Annotated in this window: 16 protein-coding genes and 4 pseudogenes; 14 read left to right on the top strand and 6 right to left on the bottom strand. The window is 60.4% G+C overall.

The annotated features are described in order from the left end of the window. The coding region (locus X738_RS77375; RefSeq protein WP_023803522.1) for a trans-sulfuration enzyme family protein at positions 1-828 on the bottom strand (828 nt) is incomplete at its 3' end. A 74-nt stretch (positions 829-902) separates the two neighbouring features. On the opposite strand from X738_RS77375, the gene pdxR reads away from it, so the two are divergent. The 8 genes and pseudogenes from pdxR to X738_RS87890 all read left to right on the top strand — a co-directional run bounded on the left by pdxR (position 903) and on the right by X738_RS87890 (position 8736). Next, positions 903-2483: a MocR-like pyridoxine biosynthesis transcription factor PdxR gene (pdxR, locus tag X738_RS77380; protein ID WP_023803523.1), complete on the top strand. Its 1581-nt coding sequence runs from the start codon at positions 903-905 to the stop codon at positions 2481-2483. Positions 2484-2641: 158 nt separating this feature from the next. Then, complete coding sequence (locus tag X738_RS77385; RefSeq protein WP_031256917.1) at positions 2642-3133, top strand: MOSC domain-containing protein; 492 nt, start codon at positions 2642-2644, stop codon at positions 3131-3133. Between the two features lie 6 nt (positions 3134-3139). After that, the gene (locus tag X738_RS77390; RefSeq protein ID WP_023803525.1) at positions 3140-4090 is read left to right on the top strand and encodes a PDR/VanB family oxidoreductase; all 951 of its coding nucleotides are present in this window, start codon (positions 3140-3142) and stop codon (positions 4088-4090) included. 50 nt (positions 4091-4140) lie between these two features. Next, entirely contained in the window at positions 4141-6537 is a 2397-nt protein-coding gene (locus tag X738_RS77395) for a hypothetical protein (RefSeq protein ID WP_023803526.1), read from the top strand. A 65-nt stretch (positions 6538-6602) separates the two neighbouring features. Beyond that, a complete protein-coding gene (locus tag X738_RS0144415; RefSeq protein ID WP_245277857.1) occupies positions 6603-7175 on the top strand; it encodes an ester cyclase in 573 nt (190 codons plus the stop codon). A 236-nt stretch (positions 7176-7411) separates the two neighbouring features. Further along, on the top strand, positions 7412-7618 hold the full coding sequence (locus X738_RS77400) for an EamA family transporter (RefSeq protein ID WP_023803528.1): 207 nt from the start codon (positions 7412-7414) through the stop codon (positions 7616-7618). 183 nt (positions 7619-7801) lie between these two features. After that, a pseudogene (locus tag X738_RS81410) lies at positions 7802-8173 on the top strand (PLP-dependent transferase). Further along, positions 8137-8736 (top strand): annotated as a pseudogene (locus tag X738_RS87890) (substrate binding domain-containing protein). The pseudogenes X738_RS81410 and X738_RS87890 overlap by 37 nt, the downstream one beginning before the upstream one ends. A gap of 24 nt (positions 8737-8760) precedes the next feature. Here X738_RS87890 and X738_RS87895 read toward each other — a convergent pair. The 3 genes and pseudogenes from X738_RS87895 to hemA form a co-directional block, all read right to left on the bottom strand. Next, a pseudogene (locus tag X738_RS87895) lies at positions 8761-8940 on the bottom strand (cytochrome P450); the annotation flags it as partial. A 108-nt stretch (positions 8941-9048) separates the two neighbouring features. Then, positions 9049-10311 (bottom strand): ATP-grasp domain-containing protein, encoded by a 1263-nt coding sequence (locus tag X738_RS0144425; RefSeq protein WP_031256921.1) that lies wholly within the window; start codon positions 10309-10311, stop codon positions 9049-9051. Between the two features lie 658 nt (positions 10312-10969). After that, the gene (gene hemA / locus X738_RS77415; protein WP_023803535.1) at positions 10970-12181 is read right to left on the bottom strand and encodes a 5-aminolevulinate synthase; all 1212 of its coding nucleotides are present in this window, start codon (positions 12179-12181) and stop codon (positions 10970-10972) included. 854 nt (positions 12182-13035) lie between these two features. On the opposite strand from hemA, the gene X738_RS77420 reads away from it, so the two are divergent. Continuing rightward, complete coding sequence (locus tag X738_RS77420) at positions 13036-13713, top strand: GntR family transcriptional regulator (RefSeq protein ID WP_023803536.1); 678 nt, start codon at positions 13036-13038, stop codon at positions 13711-13713. Between the two features lie 11 nt (positions 13714-13724). On the opposite strand, the gene X738_RS77425 is transcribed toward X738_RS77420, so the two are convergent. Continuing rightward, on the bottom strand, positions 13725-14477 hold the full coding sequence (locus X738_RS77425) for an SDR family NAD(P)-dependent oxidoreductase (RefSeq protein WP_031256924.1): 753 nt from the start codon (positions 14475-14477) through the stop codon (positions 13725-13727). Between the two features lie 370 nt (positions 14478-14847). On the opposite strand from X738_RS77425, the pseudogene X738_RS77430 reads away from it, so the two are divergent. Continuing rightward, positions 14848-15335, top strand: a pseudogene (locus X738_RS77430) (ISNCY family transposase); the annotation flags it as partial. A 26-nt stretch (positions 15336-15361) separates the two neighbouring features. Here the strand turns inward: X738_RS77430 and X738_RS86455 are convergent. After that, a complete protein-coding gene (locus tag X738_RS86455) occupies positions 15362-15652 on the bottom strand; it encodes a hypothetical protein (protein WP_023803539.1) in 291 nt (96 codons plus the stop codon). Positions 15653-15858: 206 nt separating this feature from the next. On the opposite strand from X738_RS86455, the gene torT reads away from it, so the two are divergent. From torT to X738_RS77455, 4 genes are all read left to right on the top strand, one after another. Next, positions 15859-16929 carry a TMAO reductase system periplasmic protein TorT gene (gene torT, locus X738_RS77440; RefSeq protein WP_023803540.1) on the top strand — a complete coding sequence of 357 codons (1071 nt, stop codon included), beginning with the start codon at positions 15859-15861 and terminating at the stop codon, positions 16927-16929. Between the two features lie 90 nt (positions 16930-17019). Next, on the top strand, positions 17020-18504 hold the full coding sequence (locus X738_RS77445) for a sugar ABC transporter ATP-binding protein (RefSeq protein ID WP_023803541.1): 1485 nt from the start codon (positions 17020-17022) through the stop codon (positions 18502-18504). Continuing rightward, on the top strand, positions 18501-19475 hold the full coding sequence (locus X738_RS77450) for an ABC transporter permease (RefSeq protein ID WP_023803542.1): 975 nt from the start codon (positions 18501-18503) through the stop codon (positions 19473-19475). Before X738_RS77445 ends, X738_RS77450 begins: the two co-directional genes overlap by 4 nt. Further along, positions 19468-20457 carry an ABC transporter permease gene (locus tag X738_RS77455; RefSeq protein ID WP_023803543.1) on the top strand — a complete coding sequence of 330 codons (990 nt, stop codon included), beginning with the start codon at positions 19468-19470 and terminating at the stop codon, positions 20455-20457. The genes X738_RS77450 and X738_RS77455 overlap by 8 nt, the downstream gene beginning before the upstream one ends. Positions 20458-20460 lie beyond the last annotated feature (3 nt).

Consider the following 20460-nt stretch of genomic DNA (forward strand, 5'->3'; position numbering starts at 1 on the left):
GCGCAGCGTGAGCGTCTTCAGACCGCGCAGTATCAGGAAGGCTGACATGGGCGAGAGCGCTGCGCCGGTGATGTAGCGCAGGCCTGTTTCGTGCAGCGTGCGGAGCGTTTGCGCGTCGCCGAGAAGCGCCCCGCCAAGGGCATCGCCATGACCGTTGATGTACTTGGTCAGCGAGTGGAGCACGATGTCGGCCCCATGTTCGAGCGGGCGCTGGAGCGCGGGCGAGGCGAATGTGCTGTCCACTGCAACCTTTACACCGCGCGCATGGGCGCGCTCGGCAATGGCAGCGATGTCGAGGATGCGGCTCAGCGGATTCACCGGCGTCTCGAAGAAAACCAGCCGGGTCCGCTCGGTGATCGCGGCGTCGAGATTGTGAGGATCGGACAGGTCGACCGCGACGACCTTGATGCCGAAGCGGGGGGCCGCCTGTTCGACCATGGCAAGCGTGTTCGCATAAAGTGTCTTGTGGACGATGAGTTCATCGCCTTGGGACAGGAGCGACAGGATCAGTGTGCCGAAAGCCGCCATCCCCGAGGCAACAACCAGCCCCGCCTCGGCTCCTTCCAGATTGGCGAGCCGTTGCTCGAGGATCTCCGTCGTCGGATTGTATTCGCGCGCATAGAGCCTTCCGCCAAGCGCGGCGGCGGCCTCGTTCGCTGCCACGCTTTCGAATCCATAGGTCGAGGTCAAGAAGACTGGCGGCTGAACGGCATTGGAAAAGCCGGCCGGATCGTAGCCATGATGGATCGCCCGGGTGGCGAAGCCGAGACCGGTCTTGTTGAGCGACCGTGCGGGAGCATCGGTTTCGGATTGATATTTGTGGGTCATTCGGCCTCTGAGATCTTTCTTGGGTTCCGAAAAGATTGACGGCAAACTGGCCGATGTGAAATATCCAGTTGGCGATGAAAGAGATGGTCCAGTCTTCAAGTGCCGGTTCTGCAGGTCGCACGCAAGCGATGGGTGCACGCCAGATCTACGAGGCTCTTCGCGAGCAGATCCTCGGAAGTGTCTACGAAACCGGCAGTCANGCGATGGGTGCACGCCAGATCTACGAGGCTCTTCGCGAGCAGATCCTCGGAAGTGTCTACGAAACCGGCAGTCAGCTGCCGTCCTCCCGAGGCCTCGCAAATGACCTTGGGGTTTCGCGAACGACGGTGACGGTCGCCTATGAGCAACTGGCTGCGGAAGGTTTCATCGAAGTCCGTCAAGGCGCACGACCTCGCGTTGTGTCTTCGTTGATCGGCCCTGAGACAAGCCGCATTTCCGCGAAACGGGTCGGCCAGGTTCTTCTGTCCGCCTATGGGGGACGACTGCGCGCCACACCGCCCTGGCCAGATTATCTGCCGAACGCGCTAAAGGTCGATTTCCGCTATGGTGACCTGGCGCCGTCGGATTTCCCTGCATTGATCTGGAAACGCGCGATGAACGAGGCGATGGCGCAGCGCCCGTTGCGTCTTGCCTATGACGATCCTCGCGGCTCGCGCCGGCTGCGCCAAGCGTTGCAGGGCTATCTCTGGCGCGCCCGAACCGTGAGCTGCGACCTCGAGCAGATCATCATCGTCAACGGTTCGCAGCAGGGCCTCGACCTGTGCGCGCGCCTGCTTCTCGATCCCGCCGACAGCTTCGTCATAGAGGATCCGTGCTACAGGATGGCGCGTCAGGTCTTTGCCAGCACAGGCGCCTCGCCCATCCCGGTCATCGTCGACGAAGACGGGATGAAGACCGAGTTGCTGGCGGGGATCGGGGCACGACTGGCTTATGTCACGCCATCGCATCAGTTTCCGCTGGGCGGCGTCATGCCGATTGCGCGCCGCCACCAACTCTTGGAATGGGCGCGGCACAACAACGCCTATGTGATCGAGGACGACTACGACAGCGAATATCGCTACGACATCAATCCGGTTCCACCGCTGCACAGTCTCGAGGACCACGGGGCTGTCATCTATCTCGGCACGATCTCCAAGACGCTCTCGCCAATGCTGCGCATCGGCTACCTCGTCGTCCCGCCCGAATTGCAGGAGGTCTTCGCAACCGCCAAACAATTCGCGGACCGGCATTCGCCGGTGGCTGAACAGGAAGCTCTGGCATCTTTGATCGAGAGCGGCGGCTACGAAAGCCATGTGCGCCGTGTGCGCAGGCTGAACGGCGAGCGTCGGGAAACGTTGTTGTGCGCCTTACAGCGCAGCTTCGGCGATCGCATCACTGTCCAGGGAGCAGATGCGGGACTGCACGTCGCCGTTTGGTTCAATGACCTGCCACGATCGCGGGAAACGGCCTTGGTCGAATCCGCCCGAGACGCTGGCCTGGGGCTACACCTGATCTCGCCGCTCTACGAACCGCTATCGGACGAAGGCCGCACCGATCGCGTCGGTCTTGTCATGGGCTATGCCGCCTTGAGCATTAGGCAGATCGGGAAGGGCGTTGAGGTCCTGCGAGAGGTTGTCAAGCAGGTGCAAGACGCGATGCCGGGGCGGGATAACTGAGACAGGGGGACGTCGAAAGCTGGCGCTGAAAACGGTCCGAAGGCCCCCCGTATTTCTTTGCAACAGCCAACTGGACCGGGAAAACGCCATGCAACTGGCGCTGTTGATCAGGCCAGTTTTGCAGCAGATTTCCACGAGACGAATTTCCGAGAGCGATGATGACCTGGCGAGGAAAGCTAATTCACATCCATATCGCGCCGGCTGCCTCCTACGAAATGGAGGAGCTGGCGGAGGCGCAGCTCGTTGCCGGGCGCGGGATTGTCGGCGACCGCTACTACCTGGGAACGGGGACCTATTCCGCGCGTCCCGACGTTCGCGAGGTGACACTGATCGAAGCCGAAGTTCTGGACGCCATCGCGCAGGGCGAACCCAAGATACCGGGCTTCAAGGCCAAGCTCACGCCCGAAGATCACCGGCGCAATCTGACGACACGAGGCGCTCCGCTAGGCCATCTTGTCGGCAAACGCTTCCGGGTCGGAGAAACTGTCCTGAGGGCCGCCCGGATGAATTTCCCGTGCAAGTATATCGAGGAATTGCTGGGGCTGCCGGGCCTTTACGAGGGGCTTCTGAACCGCTCCGGCCTGAACTGCGCGATCGAGGTCGGGGGCGTGATCCGCCCCGGTGATCTGATCTTGCCCATCGACGAGTGAAACGCCATGGCCTCACCCCGCATCATCATGAAGCTGACCGTGACCGCCGTCCGCAAGGAGCCGGGCGACGTGCTGGTCATCGACCTGAAACACCCGCGCAAACCTGTGCTGCCGCCGTTCGAGGCGGGTTCTCACGTCGATGTCCATCTGCCTGAAGGGAAGGTGCGTCAGTATTCTCTTTGCGGCGACCCGACCGAGCTCAGCCGCTACACCATCGCGGTGAAGCGCGAGAATGACGGCCGTGGCGGCTCGGCGTGGATCCACGAAACCATTGCCGTCGGCTCCACACTGCCTGTCTCCGCGCCACGCAACCATTTTGCGCTCACGCCAGGCGAGGGGCCGACTTTGCTGCTGGCAGGGGGGATCGGGATCACCCCGGTTCTGGCCATGGCGCGCGCGCTCACCCGGCAGGCCAAGCCCTTCGAGTTGCACTATTTCACCCGCAGCCGGGCGCTCACGCCACTCTTGCCGGTGATCGAGGGCGATCTTCCTGGCGGCAATGTTCGGCTTCATTTCGACGACGAGACGGCGACCCGGCAGGACATCGCCGCCCTGTTGGCGAACCATTCGGCCGAGGCGCAGGCTTACTATTGCGGGCCGCCTGGGTTCATGGCGGCTGTGGGGCGCGCGGCTGAACACTGGCCCGAGGGCACAGTTCATTTCGAAACTTTCCAGCCTCCCGAGTTTGATGGCGCGCCACCGGAACCATTCATCATAGAACTCCGTGCGGGCAGGGTGGTTGAGGTTTCGGCGGAGACCACGGCGCTCGCCGCCCTGCGTGCGGCCGGGGTGCCGTTGTTGGCCTCGTGTGAGAACGGGGTGTGCGGGACCTGCGAATGCGCAATGCTGGCGGGACAGCCGATCCATCGGGATTCCGTCCTATCCAAGGACGCACGCGGCCACCGCTTCATCCCCTGCGTGTCACGCGCGACGGGTGTGTTGAAACTCGATCTTTGACCATTTGGGCGGGGTCCCGTGAGACCGGCAGCTGATTTGCGGGAAACTGAATGACGAGGAAACTGGAATATCTGAACGAGATCGAGCGCTGCGTCTCCTGGCTCGCAGCCTGGACGATCCACCACGCCAACCACGTCCGCGAGGGCGATGAGATCAAGGTCGGGGGGCATCAGGCCTCGTCCGCGTCGCTGAGCACCATCATGACCGCGCTCTACGGTTCGGTCCTGCGCCCGCAGGATCGGGTGGCGGTCAAACCCCATGCGGCGCCGATCTTCCACGCACTTCAGTATCTGGCGGGCAACCAGACCCACGAAAAGCTCATGAACTTCCGCGGCTACAAGGGCGCGCAGAGCTACCCTTCGCGGACGAAGGATGTCGACGATGTCGACTTCTCGACCGGGTCGGTGGGTCTCGGCGTTGCTCAGACGCTGTTCTCGTCGCTGGTGCAGGACTACGTCTCGGGTCACGGCTGGATGAAGGAGCGTGCCGAGGGCCGAATGGTCAGCCTGATCGGCGACGCCGAGATGGATGAGGGCAACATCTACGAGGCCCTGATCGAAGGCTGGAAGCACGGGCTCAGGAACTGCTGGTGGGTGGTCGACTACAATCGCCAGTCGCTCGACGCCGTGATCCGGGAGGGCCTCTGGCAGCGGTTCGAGCAGATTTTTCGCAACTTCGGCTGGGATGTGATGGTCCTGCGCCACGGCGCTCTGCAAGAGGCTGCCTTTGCCGAGCCGGGGGGCGAGAAGCTGCGCGAGTGGATAGAGCGCTGTCCGAACCAGCTCTATTCGGCGCTGACCTTTCAAGGGGGTGCTGCCTGGCGCAAGCGGCTGCTCGACGAGATCGGAGACCAAGGGCCGGTCACCACTCTGATCGAACGCCGCTCCGACGACGAGTTGCAGGCGTTGATGACGAACCTTGGCGGGCATGACATGCCGAGCCTCCTCGGAGCCTTCGAGGCGGCGTCCAGGCATGACCGTCCCGTCTGCTTCATCTGTTACACCATCAAGGGCTACGGTCTGCCGCTTGCCGGACACAAGGACAACCACGCGGGGCAGATGACGCCCACGCAGATGGAAGACTACCGCCTGCAGATGGGCGTCAAGCGGGGTGAGGAGTGGGACAAATGGGCGGCCGCCACCTTGCCGGAAGCGGAACTTGACGCCTTCTTCGCAAAGGCGCCGTTTTTCAGTGAGGGGCGTAGGAGGCTGTCGGCGCCGTCGGTGCCGGTGCCCGAAACCCTTCCGTCACCGGGGCAGCCCGGCAAGCCGCTCTCGACCCAGATGGGCTTCGGCCAGATCCTGAACGACATCGCACGCGAGCGCAGTCTGCTTGCCGACCGCATTGTCACCACCTCGCCCGATGTGACGGTCTCGACCAATCTCGGTGGCTGGGTCAACCGGCGCGGCCTTTTCGCCCGGGAGACCATGGCGGACACCTTCAAGGCCGAACGCATCCCCTCCACCTACAGTTGGGAGTTCGGACCGAAGGGGCAGCACCTCGAGCTCGGGATCGCCGAGTCGAACCTGATGATCATGCTCGGGGCGCTCGGACTATCGCATTCGATCAACGGCGTCCGTCTGCTGCCGATCGGGACGGTCTACGACCCGTTCATCTATCGTTCCGCCGATCAACTGAATTATGCCTGCTACCAGGACGCGCGTTTCATGCTGGTCGCCACGCCCTCCGGCGTGACGCTGGCGCCGGAGGGCGGGGCGCACCAATCGATAGGCACCCCGCTGATCGGCATGGCGCAGGATGGGCTTTGCGCCTTCGAACCGGCCTTCGTCGACGAGCTGTCCGTGATCATGCGCTTCGCGTTCGATTACATGCAGCGCAACGGCGAAGGAGATCCGGACGAGACGACATGGCTGCGTGATCAGACCGGAGGGTCGGTCTATCTGCGCTTGTCCACCCGGCCGCTCGAGCAGCCGCTGCGCGACATGAGGCCGGACCTGGCACGGGATATCGTCAATGGCGCCTACTGGCTGCGACCGCCTGGGCCGAACGCCAGCGTGGTGATCGCTTATCAAGGCGTTGTCGCGCCGGAGGCGATTGCAGCGACGGGGCTTCTGGCAGAGGACCGGCGCGACGTCGGGCTGATGGCAATCACGTCAGCCGACCGGCTGAACGCGGGCTGGCAGGCAGCGGAGCGTGCCCGCCAGCGCGGAACGACCGGCGCCCTTAGCCACGTCGAGCGGATGCTGGCGCCGCTGTCGCGAGATTGCGGGATCGTTACCGCAATTGATGGTCACCCGGCGACGCTTGCGTGGATCGGCGGCGTGAACGGGCATCGCGTCAAGGCGCTTGGGGTCGAGCACTTTGGTCAGACCGGCACGATTGCGGACCTCTACCGTCACCACGGCCTAGACACCAACGCCATCGTACATGCGGCACAGGCGGTCAGTGCGGGACCGGCTATTCGCTACCGGAAGGCGCTGCCCTGACCATGACCTACCGGATGGTCCGTGGCCGGTACGGATCGGCTGGTTCCACGGGCGTTCCGGTTCGAATGCTCGATATCAAGCGGCAAAAGGAGGCATTCATGAGTATCGCGCCCGATGAGCATGAGAAGGTGATGACGTTCGACGACATCGAGCTCAGCCCGCAGAAAGAGATCGTCCGGGTGTTCTACAAGGACATGTGGGATCACGCGGCCGTCGACTTGATCCCGGCAATCTTTCATGAGGGGTTCACTTTCCGCGGGTCGCTCGGCCCGGTTCTCGTGGGGCACAGTGCGTTCGCTGACTATGTCAGATGGGTGACAAGCTCTCTCGATCACTACACATCCGACATCCTGGAAATGGTCGGGGAGGGAAATCGGGTCGCAGCGAAGCTCCGCTTCCACGGAATCCATCGCCGTCCGCTGTTCGGTCGCGCCCCCACCGGTCGGCACGTGTGGTGGTACGGCATGCCGATCTTCACATTCGAGGACGGCAAGGTGAGAGACCTCTGGGTGCTGGGCGACATTCACGGGCTGATTAGCCGGATCGACGGCATCGCGTACGAGCAACCGGAGTTCCGCGCGGCGTCGACCGGGGCGGACCCTTCAACCGCGTCATCACGTAGTCCCAGGGATCGATGAAGATGCGCCGGCTCATCGTCTGTGGAGCAATTGCCGTTCAGCAGGAACCACGGCCCGCAATGGGGCGGGTGGACACGCATCCGCGATTTGCCCCACGCATCCTGCGGTGTTCCACGCATGAGAGTGATGGCTGCAGGTCTCGCTGCCGTCGCATTCGGTGCGGGCGACTTTCTTGGCGGTGCCGCCCGGGGTGCCGAAGCCACGCGTCTTGCCCGTGCGGCCTCAGCATTGCCGCCGTGGCCAGCCTTCTCGATGGAATTGCAAACCTGTTGCTGATGGTCTTTCGCCACCGAGGATTGGCCGAAACCGCGGCCGTCGCCTCGCTCTATCCGGTCGCGACGATCGTGCTGGCCATTAAGGTTCTGCGCGAGCGGCCTTCAGTGACACAGGGAATCGGTCTGCTTTTGGCCATTCCTGCCGTCTTCCCTCTCAGATCCACCTAAGGAGGTGCTCCATGCAACTCGAAACCAAAGCGATACATGCGGGTCGGGGTGTCGATCCTTTCACCGGCGCCGTCACGACCCCCTTCCATCCCAGTACGACCTTCGAACGGAGTGCGGACGGTGGCTACCCGTCGGGCTATGACCAGGGATGCCAACCCGACGCGGAACGCCTTCGAAACGGCGATGGCCGCGCTTGAAGGAGGTCACGCCGCTGTCGCCTTCTCGTCTGGCATGGGCGCCATTACGGCGGTGTTCTAGGCGCACCCCCGCAAGGGCAATCGCATTGTCGTGCCGGACGACATGTATTTCGGCATCCGATCGCTGATTGACGAAACCGATATCGGAAGCCGGTTCGATTTCGTCGCCGTCGACATGCGCGACCTGGACGCGCTGCGCACGGCCGTGGGTGCCGCCCCCACGGGCCTCGTGTGGATCGAGACCCCCTCGAACCCGCTGGAGCTTGATAACATGCGGAGCGTGGTTCGGGAGCGCCACGACACCCCGCGCGGGCAATTGCGGTGTCGTGCGTTACGGCTTTTGGCAACGAATGCCTAGCACCAGCCTTGCCGGAGTTTTTGCGAAGATTTCACCAGCTAGACATCTCACTTGATGTCGGCAACCGCTTGGTTGATCTTATCGAAGAGCATTACGATGTTGCGATTCGAGTCGGTCCATTAAGCGATTCAACTATGATCGCACAGAAGATATTTACGCAAAAAATAGTATTTGTCGCCTCTCCCGGCTTTTGCCGAAGGTCTGGGGTGCCCAAATGACTCGACGAAACCAGAAACTACCCATCGGTCGCGCAAGTCAGCGGAGAATGGGGACGAACACACCAGTTTAGATATTTAGGTGAAATCATCAATTTCGAAGTTTTGCAACACTTTACGATGAACTCCGCGCGGGCAGTGAAAAATGCTTGCCTGACCGGATATGGCTATTCATTGCCAGGGGATTTTTTGGTTGCAGAGGACATTGCGGAAAACCGTCTGGTGCATCTGCTGCCAGACTACGAACCCGTGGAGCAACCAATCTACGCCTTTTATGCACAACCACGCCATACACCGCAGAAGATGCGAGTGTTCATCGACTACTTGACTGAGATTTTCGGGCGTTGAATCCTGCCAGGATCGTTTGTCCCAGCTATCGTGCAGCCTCCCGAGTTCGGGCGAGCGCCCAGCGACAACGCCAGCCGCACGCCCGCCCGGGAAGCGCACGCGGTGGATCGGATCGTTGGCGCGCGTAGCGCCAACATCTCGGGCGAGGGGCTCGATGTGATCGACGCGCCACATCGGCAGCGTCAGCAATTGTTGTTCGGACATAGTGGCACTTCACTCTCTAAGCGATGGTAGCCGAACGACAATCACGAACCGAACAGAACCGGTGGGCCGCCCGAACGCCCCACAAAACCTCATCCTCTCGATCACCTCTTATTTGTCGCCGCATGCAGATTGTGCCTGTTCGCCAACGGCCGGAAAAGGGGTGATCGACCAATCGATCAAGTCGACGGCGCGCTGAAGGGTGGCCTCGGTTTCAGCAAGGCCGGGTGAAGTGGCAATGACATGTCCAATCCAGTCTCGGAAATCGCCCTTCCTGACGATCGGCGTCTTGGGTTCAACATTCAATTTGACCTCGGCGACACCTGGTATAGCAGCTGCCTGAGTTTCGCCACCGATCCAGTCGAGGGTGCCATCTTGATCAGGAAGCAGGAACCGCGCGGCCGCAGTGTGCGAATGCTTTTTGCGCAGATTCCATTCCTCGCCAATGACAAGCTTGATGTGCTCGGTGACGAGATCGATACCGTAAGCCAACTGGACCAGTTGAGGGTCGGGCGCGCCACTAAGACGCGGATTGACTTCAATGACGACTGGACCGCGTTTCGTGCACCGGAGTTCAATGTTCGTTGGCCCCCAGCCAAGGCCGAGAGCTCGCAAACAGCTCAGCGAAACATCGGCGATGCGCTCACGCTCCTCTTCAGTCAGCAGGGCCGGATAGGTCACCTCACGAATAACGAAATGCGGGAGGGGACCAAAGTCATTGGCGCAAATCGCAACGACCTCGTTTCCCATAATATTGGTACTATAGAACGGGCCCTGTGCGAATTCTTCGACGAGTATTTTCGGCGCAGACCGCCATATGTGCTTTCCGCCCAACAGATAAGTCGTATGTTCGGCTACGTCTTCGACGCTGCAGCACAATCGGACACCGATGCTGCCGCTGCCTACTGCTGGCTTAAGAATCACGGGCAGGCCGATCTCCGCAGCCGAGCTTTCTACCTCCGCCGCATTCGTTGCCAACCGATAAGCAGGTATTGGGACGCCGGCCTGCGCGAGGAGCTGGCGTTGATTGAATTTATCGCAGCTTCGTTCAATCGATTCAGGGTTCGGTCCCGGTAGATCGAAATGCCGGCAAAGCTTGCAAACTGTCGCATAGACCGACTCGTGGTCCCCCGCAAAGCCAGTAATGCCAGCAATGTCGTGGGTCGCACGCAGCCGGGAACATTCGCGGATCAACGCATCGAGATTGTCAGTATCGACACGGATTGCCTCAACGTTTTCCGCCGCAAGATAGTCGTACCGAGCTGGATCAGCCGCCAGAGTAATTGGATGAAGACCAAGACACTGAGCCGCTTGGACGTATAGAAGACCAGTACCCCTATGACCTTCAACCAAGATGAGCGCTCTTCTTACCATTGCTGTTAACCCGATGTTGCGTGCTGTGCGGCGGTACGAGGGTAGTCGGCATCACTTTTGTTGGCCGTGCCGGACGTCAGACTTCCGGTGAACGTACCATTATCACGACTGGCGGTCGTAAAGATCTTGTAAATTGATTTGAAGGATTTGTTGCAGCGTTTTGATTACCGGCGGTGTCGTACAGAGCGTCTCAACGAACGTCGGAGGCTTGCCCCGTTCAAGCGAGGTTAGGTGATTGGTGTGTGATCTCGTGGCAATCAAAGTCTGCTAGCGCCTAAAGGCTTCTTCCTTGCCGTGAGTTTGCGCTCCGCGCCGGAGCGCGGCTCTTCGCTGAGCGCTGTCTCCACTCATTTCCACGAAGCGGCAGGCAGCCGGGCCTCGCCTGCAGCATCGAACTGCTTGTCGACCATCAACAGCCTGCCCACTCTTCAACCCACCCAACCCGTCAAATCCTCAGTGCAGAGGTACTAGCGGATATCAGCTCTTTAATGGCATACGACATCCTGCATCTCCTCGACGGGATGGACGCCGGCATCGCCGTAGCATGGTGGGTGCGCTCCCGGGTTTATTATTGAAAAATGGCTCAACCCTTGCGGTCTGCCCGGCTGACACAATCAGGTCTGAGGCTGCGCCGCCCTGTCATTCCCAGCATTTTGCCTTAGGCAGCCTTGCCAAGATTGTCCCGCAGCAGAACCTGCCTGAGCGCATCGACGAACGTCCGAATATCTGTCGTGCTATGGGCGGGCGTAACCGTCACCCTGAACCGCTCGGTTCCCGCTGGAACACTCGGCGCCAGAATTGGCTGAACGTATATCCCATGCTGATCTAAAAGCTGACGGGACGCTTCCTTGCAACGGAATGGATCACCAATAAGCACAGGAATGATGTGGCTTTCAGTCGGCATGACCGGGATGCCCGCCTCTTTCAGCAATCCAATTAAAAGGTTCGTTTGCCGGCGCAGAGCAATTCGTTCTGAATCTGAATCGCGAAGATGGCGGAGCGCAGCCAGCGCACCAGCCGCCACCGCTGGCGCAAGCGCCGTGGTGAAAATGAAACCGCTCGAGAAGCTTCGTATGCTGTCAACAATGGAAGCCGGTCCGGTCACATAACCCCCCATCGAGCCGAACGCTTTACCCAGCGTCCCTTCGATGATGGTTGGACGATTCATGATGCCAAGTTCCGCGGCAATGCCGGCGCCTTTCGGACCGTACATTCCCGATGCATGAACTTCATCCAGAAACGTCATTGCGCCAAATTCGTCCGCCATGTCACAGATATCTTTGATCGGTGAAATGTCACCGTCCATTGAATATACCGATTCAAAAACAACGATCTTGGGTCTTGCAGGATTTACACTGCCCAGAAGTTCCCGCAAATGCGCAACATCGTTATGCCGGAAGACGCGCTTTTCCGCCCGGCTGTTGCGGCATCCACTGATAATCGAAGCATGGTTGTGCGCGTCAGAAAATATAACTGTGTTCGGCATCAACGATGCTAATGTACTCAATGATGAATCGTTTGAGCTGAAGCCGGAAACAAAAATCAATCCTGCTTCCTTATTGTGAAAATCTGCAAGCTCCCGCTCCAGCAAGACATGATAATGGTTGGTGCCACCAATGTTGCGGGATCCTCCCGATCCTGCGCCGTTTGCATCGATGGCGCGCTTCATTGCCGATAACACTTTGGGGTGCTGCCCCATGCCGAGATAATCATTAGTGCACCAAATGGTTATCTCTTTTCGGCCGTCGGGCCCATTGAGCCAGGCCTTTGGGAAGTTGCCAGACTGACGCTCCAGATCGGCAAATTCACGATAGTCGCCGCGGCCTTTGAGTTGCTCGATTCTTTCGGCGAAATATTGCACATAGTCCAAATCAATCTCCTGTTGGGAAGCCGTTTTTCGGCGCGCTGAGTGCTGCTTCACAGTGCACGTGCACGCCGCCAACGCCCGTTGCATCCCTCAACAAGCACCAGCAAAATTGGATTTCGACTACCCCGCTTGATCTTGCCGGGGTTTCGACCGTCCTAATTAATTGAATAACAAGCCCCAAATTCAAGTGAAGAGAATGTTAACTCTATTTGTTACTGAAATGTCTAAAATTATATAATGCCGCAATGTATTTCATAATTCTGGCCCGTCGTCCGATTCCTCTCACGGCGTTATCAGTATCGCGCTCGGCGGGCTTCGGGCCCGAAAGCCGCAATACGCGAGGGCCGCGTCTTGTCGCGCAACAGCCGTTGAAGCCTTCGGCGGCGAAGCGCTCTGCCAACGCCATATGCAGCTCTTGGACTTGCCGGTCTGCCGGTTCAGTGTCGACGGTGCCGACGTCATCGTCGGTCCAGCCGGTTCGGAGCCGCCTCAAGAATATGGAAACTTCTGTCATCAGACATAGGCGCAGACATAGAAATTGACACCGTAAGCTCCCCCGGCTCCTTCAGTGTCATCATCTCTCGCCCATCATCTCATGCCACGCAGATGAGATCGCGCCTGCTTCTGTTGTCCAATTCCATTGTCAGGATCAGAATCGGAAAGGGGTTACTTGATTTTCATATGTCTGAAATAATCCGTTCATAGATAATTATGAAAGTTTATTTGTTTGTTGCAAATGATTAACATTATATGTACTTGTCTACCACTCAATCAGGAAATATAGTTGGCATGTTATATCTTGTAAAACGTCTATTGGACATTTCCGTAGAGCTGCAACAGAGACGAGGAGAATTCCCATGGGCGCTATGAAGATGCAGCCCGATGAGATGGGCAGCCTGTCCGGGCGGATTTACAACAAGGTGCGGGAAGGCCTGATCATCGGCAATTTCGCGCCGGGCGATCGTCTCCTCATGCAGGATCTTGCTGAGCAGCTCGGAACCAGCATTACGCCGGTGCGCGAAGCTTGTCTGCGGCTCGTCAGCGAGCAGGCACTCGAATTGCGCTCCGGCAGGTTCGTCACGGTGCCAGACCTCAGCCGCGCCCGCTACATTCAGATCAAGCTGATCCGCGTGGCGCTTGAAGGGCTTGCGACAGAACACGCTGCCGACCATGTTACCCCCGCCGATCTCGAACAGCTTGAGACCTTCCGCGCCTCATTCGTAATGAGCGAAAAGGCCAGTAATATCAAGGAAGCGCGATCCTCCAATCGCGCTTTCCACTTCGGCGTCTACCGCCTATCGCGTATGCCGATGCTGATCGGACAGATCGAAAGCATGTGGGCCTCGATGGGTCCAATCCTTAACGTTTACTATCAGGAAATTCCGCGCGGTTATACCGGCGCGGAAGAACATGACCATCTCATCGAGGCCTTGAGGGCTGGCAACAGGAAGAAGGCCCGTGACGCGATCGAGAACGACATCCAGCGAGGCTTGCCTAGTTTTCTGCGCTATTTCGACGAGCGCGGCTCCGGCTGAGCTGATGCCCTCTAAGCACCATCGACCTGCGCGACGCGCGGTGTGCGCAGGCCGGCCGTTTCCCCGCCGTCTACAGTCACAACCGTGCCGTTGACATAGGTCGATTGATCCGAAAGTAACCAAGCGACGACATCCGCGATCTCTTCAGGGGCACCGAAGCGGTTGGCAGGGATCCGCAGTTCGAGCTGCTTCTTGCGTAGTGCATCGCTTATGATCTTGCCCATCATGCGCGTTTCGATCTGGCCGGGGCAGACAGCGTTGAAGCGGATCTCCTCGCCGAATTCCAGCGCGAGCGCCTGCGTCAGGCCGATGACCGCGGCCTTCGAGGCGCAGTAGGCGGCGAGCCCTTCTTCGCCCGTCTTTCCGGCGATGCTGGCCATGTTGACGACTGAACCCCTCCCGTGCCGCAAGCCTTCCAGCGCATGACGGATGAAGAAAAAGGCGCTGCGTGCATTAACCGCAAGGACCTCATCCCAATCGTCCTGGGTGGCGGTGGCGAAGGCAATGCGCTTCGACGTGCCGGCATTGTTCACGAGCCCCGCGAGCCGGCCGTCGCCAAGTTCAAGCGCACGGTCGACGACACGGCGGCAATCGTCTTCACGGATGACGTCACCGGCAACGAACGTGACGCCGTGATTGGCGCGTTCGAGCGCCGCGCCCGCTTCTGCATCTCGGCCGGTCGCCACCACTCTGGAACCGGCAGACGCAAGTTTCTCCACGCAGGCCCGCCCAATCCCGTGCGTGGCGCCTGTTACGATGATCATTCCAATTCACTCCATTACGTATTGGCAACCGCACAGTTTGCGGCGGCTCGCTTTTGGGCCAATGCCCCGCCCCCATCAAATGATGACGAACAACGTGGTCATCGCCTAGGATCTGTGGATCAAGTTGTGACGCAGGTTACAGCCGGTGGACTGGCTCAAGCGCCGCGCCGTCGACACAACGGCTAGATTGGCGATACTGCGCACGGTGGTCATGTATTTCCTCGCGTGATGGGATGTTCCGTAGAAGCGGAGCGATATGCGGGTGTGACGACCGATAAGGCGGACCGGCTATTCCGATAGGGACATCATACTGCCGCATAGATCGACTCGTCATCCCCCGCAAAGCCAGTAATGCCAGCAGTGCTGCACAATGCGCCAAGAACGAACCGACCAATCAGTGTTCGAACTGTTCGCCGGACACGGGATCGGCTGTGAGTTGCAAACCATGTCGCAATGGCTGGACGTGCATCGCGAGCTGCGAGCCTGGTGACGCGGGACTTGCGCCGGCACGCTCTCAAGGGAACCGGCCGCGAGGGCTTGCCGCCGGAGGCTGTGCTGCCCTGCCCCTGCTCAAGCAGCACCGCCGACTAAGCATCAGGAACCGGCGTTCCATTTGGAAGCCTCCGTCTCGTTGCGGGCCTTTGCCCGGTTGCCGGGGGATGGACCACAAAAAAGTCGCAAGACAACAAGCGCAATCCGGGCGCCGACCTGGGAAGAAATCAACAAGGTACTGCTGGCAAGCGCCAGGCGAGAGAAGTTGGAAAGGCAAGGTGGTGCGCGTGGACAGCACCGTCACTTCAACAATCATCCGACAGCAGCCTGTTATGGGACGCTGCTGTGCGGGTGATGGTGCGGCTGTGCAGCACGCGAATGCACTGGGCACATCACCTGCCTGAAGATCCTATGACAATTTGGTGGATAGCAAAGTGGGGTTGCTGACCAATAACTCTGTATTCGGCCTCGAAGGCCGCGCTGACGATCTGACATATTCGCTGGCGCTTGAGATCAGCGAGCTCGATCGAAAGCCGCATACCGGTCGGTCGTGAGGAAGCCCGGAGGACGTCGCCGAGGCCAGTTGCATGGCTGCTGTCTCTGGCCTCGTCTTTCGTCAACTGGATCGTGATGCCGGTCGAGGCGGCGATACCGCGATTGAAGACACCGGCCCGGCTGAGCATCGGCTAATGAAAAACGCTATTGACTTATAACTTATAAGTAGTACGGTGGCGCTGTGAATGAAACAACGGCGCGGACGGCCCTGAAGGCGCACTCGCCTAGACGGTGACTACGATCGCACCAGCAAGTCTCTCTGCTCCCAAGGCAGACCGCGGAGCCGGCGAAATCGCCGGCTCCGACCCGGGAACACACGAAAATGGGGAATCACATGACCAAGAATCACGCTTTCCAATCCATCCTGGCGGCGGCTTTCGTCACCAGCGTGGCCGTCCTGCCCAACGCCGCCCAAGCCAAGGATTGGTGGCCCTTCAAGATCAACGCGGCCAAAGGCGTCGATCTGAAAAAAGTCGAGGCACTCGATTACGTGCCGCTGGAGAAGGCCGAGAAGCCCTGGCGCCTATGCGTCTTGTTTCCGCACCTCAAGGACAGCTACTGGGTCTCCGTCGACTATGGCATCGTGGAGGAAGCAAAGCGTCTGGGTGTCAAGGTGACTGTGCTGCAGGCCGGCGGCTATGACGCGCTGCCAAAGCAGCTGTCGCAGTATGATGATTGCGTCGCATCCGGCGCCCAGGGCATCCTCGTCGCCGCGATCTCGGAAGCCGGCCTTGCAGCCAAGCTGAAGGAAGGCAACTCCAAGGGGCTGGTCCAGATCGCGGTCGCCAACCCAATTCTCGAGACCCCGATCACCGCGCGCATCACCCCCGACACCTACCAGAAGGGTTTTCAGGAAGGTGAGTACCTCAAGAAGTACCTCGGCGATAAAAAGACGACCGCGATCGGCCTGCCAGGCCCGCAGGGTTCGGGTTGGGCGGAGAGCTACATGGCGGGCTTCCGCGACAGCACCAAAACCGGCAATATCAAGCTCGCGGCCGAGCTCTATGGTGAGCCTGGGGTTCCGCAGAGCCTACGCCTTGTCGAGGACGCCCTGCAGACCTATCCCGACCTCAATGTCATCTGGGGCGGGGCCGCGGCGGCGGAAGCCGCCGTCAGCGCCGTCGCCGACGCCGGCCGTGACGACGTCGTCATCATGTCGTCCTACGAGAACCAGACGATGATGAAGCTGGTGAAGGAAGCCAAGGTGCTTGGCTTCGCCGCCGAATATCCGGTTATGATGGGGCGCATCAGTGTCGACCTCGCGGTGCGTGCCTTGGAAAAGAAGGACCATGAGAAGGTTCTGCTGGTCGCGCCGGGCATTGTGACCAAGGACAACATCGACAAGATCGACCCGACACAGATTTTCGCGCCCGATGGGTGGAAGCCTGAATTTTCGGTGCAATAGTCGCATCTTCAATGGGCGGCGGGCCTCAGCCTCGGCCGCCGCCCTTTTGCTTCGATGTCGGTGGTATCAACGATGCTTGAACTTACGGGTATGACCAAGCGTTTCGGGGGGGTGGTCGCGCTTGATGACGTCGATTTCACGCTGCTGAGCGGTGAGGTCCATGCCCTTCTCGGCGAAAACGGCGCCGGCAAGTCGACGCTCATCAATCTGATAGCGGGATCATACGGCTGGAGCGAAGGCTCGTGCCGTATCGCCGGGGAAACCGTTTCCGCGCTCACACCTCAAAAATCCCGCGATGCCGGGGTCGCGGCGGTGTTCCAGGAATTCAGTCTCGTTCCCGACCTCACGGTGGAGGAGAACCTGTTTCTCGGACGCGAGTTGAAAGGAAGGCTTTTCCTGAACCGGCGCGAAATGCGCGCCCGCGCGGAGGAGCGCTTCCGTGAAATAGGGTTTAACGTACAGCTGGACAGCCAGATTGAATCGCTGACCCGTGCGCAAAAGCAAATGGTCGAGATTGCCAAGGGCATGCTCTCGGACGCCAAGATACTCATCCTCGACGAACCGACCGCGTCGCTTACCGACGGCGAAGCGGAAAAACTCTTCGCCGCCATCGCTGGCCTCAAGGCGCGGGGCGTCGGTATCATCTATGTGTCGCACCGCATGGCAGAGATCCGCCGGCTCGCGGATCGCGTCACGGTGCTGCGAGGAGGGCGCAAGATCGACACCTTGGCCATCGCTGCGGCATCCGACGCGACGCTCATCGAGATGATGGTAGGCCAGCCGGTCGAAAGACTGTACCCGTCAATCAGCCAGCGCCCCTCCGATGTCGTGCTGGCGACCAGGGGGCTGCGTGTCTCCGGCACCTTATCCGATGCCTCCATTACGGTCAGGGCTGGAGAAATCGTCGGCCTGGCCGGTCTGGTTGGCTGCGGCCGCAGCGAACTTTGTCGGGCCGTGTTCGGCCTGGAGCGGGTGACGTCCGGTGAGATCGAACTTCACGGCGCAGTAGTGCGAGCACCCGCGCCGCACAGCATGCTGCGTGCCGGACTATGTTACTATCCGGCTGATCGGGGCGCCGAAGGACTTGCCCTTAGCCGCCCGGGTCGCGAGAACGTGACCATGGCCGCCTTGGATGATCCGAGACTGTCCCAGGGCGGACTGCTCAAGTCCTGGCGCGAGCGCCGGGCGATAGCCGCTCCGTTGAAAACACTGGGTCTGCGACCGATGGCGCCCGAACGCGCGGCGTCGTCCTTTTCCGGCGGTAACCAGCAGAAACTCGTGCTGGCGCGGGGGCTGATGAGACCGGTCTCGGTTCACATCTTCGATGAACCCACAGTCGGCATCGATGTCGGCGCCAAAAGCGAGGTCTACCGGCTTATGAAAAGCCTGGTGGAGAATGGCGCAGCGATCCTGCTGTCATCGTCTGAACTGCCTGAGCTCGTTCACCTGGCCAACCGAGTGTACGTCATGCGCGAAGGGCGCATAGTCGCCGAACTCGAAGCCGACGGCATCAGCGAGGCCACCGTGTTGCGCCATTATTTCGACGCCGAAACCGATGCCACGGAGGCGGCATGAGCACCGATGCGCTTCGGCGACGTTTTCTGGAAACCGGCGGGATCGTCATCCTGCTTCTGATCGCGGTCGCGGCGGCGGCCGCGATCATCGAACCGCGTTTTCTGAATCGCCTAAACATCCTCAACGTCCTGCGCAATTTTGCCTTCCTGGCGGTTCCGGCGATCGGCCAGATGATCGTCATGACCACTGGCGGCTTTGATCTGTCAGTCGGAGCCACCATGGCGTTGGCGTCCGTGGTCACGGCCGCGGCGATGGCCGCGATGCCCGAGGCCCAAGGAATCCAACTGCTCCTACCAGTGGCGCTGGCTCTGGCCAGTGGCGCCTGTGTTGGCCTGGTAAACGGCACGCTGGTGGCGCACCTTGCCCTGTCCCCTTTCATGGTCACATTGGCATCGTTGTCGATCGTCGCCGGGATTACACTCTACTACACGCAGGGCATCCCGATTTACGGCGTTTCCGACGTCTTCGTCGACGCCATTGGACGCGGGCAGGTTCTTGGCCTGCCGCCCGTCTTGCTGCTCGCATTAGCGGTGATCGCCATCGCCATCATTCTGCAGCGTCGGATCGCGCTTGGACGCCATTTCTACGCCGTCGGCGGCAACGCCGTCGCCGCCCGGCTGTCGGGAGTGCGCACACACCGTGTGCTGATAACCGCCTATGCGTTGTCCGGCATCCTGGCGGCGCTCACCGGCGTCCTGATCACCGCCCGCATCGGCTCCGGCCAGTCCACGATCGGCGGTACGCTGGGACTTGAGACCATCGCGGCGGCGGTGATCGGCGGCGTTTCACTGCGGGGCGGTTCAGGCCGCGCCGAAAATGTCGCCATGGCGGCGCTTTGTCTGGCGATTATCGCCAACGCGATGAATCTCACGCAGATCGACAGCAAGTTCCAGACGCTGGTACTGGGTACCGTGCTCATCGGCGCGCTGGCTTTCGACCGTATCGTTCAGGGGAGGCGGGCCAATGTCTGATCGACCAGACATCGCGGCTCCGGTCGTGCTTGACCGCGCTCGCCCGGATATCCGACAGCTTGCGGCGCAGGCCAGGCTGCCGGGGCTTATATTCCTGGCCCTACTGGTTCTCGGTTTGATCGACCCGCGCATCCTTTCGAGCGGGAATCTTTGGAACATCGCGATCCAGACCAGTTATCTCGCACTCTTTGCTATGGCGCAGACCATGGTGCTGCTGACGCGGGGCTTCGACCTGTCGCTCGGTGTTACCGTCTCGCTCGTCAGCGTCATGTCGGCCATGGTGATGACCGGAACCGGGGATATGCCGATCCTGTGGGGAATAGCGGCCGGCCTCGGCGTCGGCCTGGTGATCGGCGGGCTGAACGGATTCCTGATCGCTGGTATCGGCATCAATCCACTGGTGACGACGCTCGGCATGGCCAACATTGTCATGGCGCTGGCATCGACCGTCAGCGGCGGCTTTCCCGTGCCGGGCATTCCCGAGGCCTTCACGGACGCCTTGGCGGAAGGACGGCTGATCGGCGTTCCGGTGCCCATCGTGTTCGCCGCGCTGTGTTTCGCGCTGCTGTTCCTGGTCCTGCGCTTCACTGTGTTCGGCCGCGGCCTGTACCTGATCGGCGCTAACCCTCGCGCGGCGACGGCGGCGGGCGTTCGGACCGGACGCGTGGTTGCGATCGACTATGTGGTCTGCTCGCTGCTGGCCGCGATCGGCGCCATGCTGCTCACCGCGCGCACGGGATCGGGAGAGCCCAATCTCGGCGGCAACCTGACACTGGAATCGATAGCGGCGGCCGTGGTCGGTGGCGTGCGCCTCACCGGCGGCCAAGGAGGCGTCACGGCGGCTCTGCTCGGCGCCCTGTTCATCACGGTCATTTCCAACGCCATGAATCTCATGCAGGTCGACGGCTATTTGCAGCAGGTTCTTTTGGGCCTGATCATTCTGGCAAGCCTGATACTCGGCCGCGATCACAAGAAACGCTAACAG

The sequence above is a fragment of the Mesorhizobium sp. L48C026A00 genome (genome assembly GCF_000502375.1).
Classification (GTDB): Bacteria; Pseudomonadota; Alphaproteobacteria; order Rhizobiales; family Rhizobiaceae; genus Mesorhizobium; species Mesorhizobium muleiense.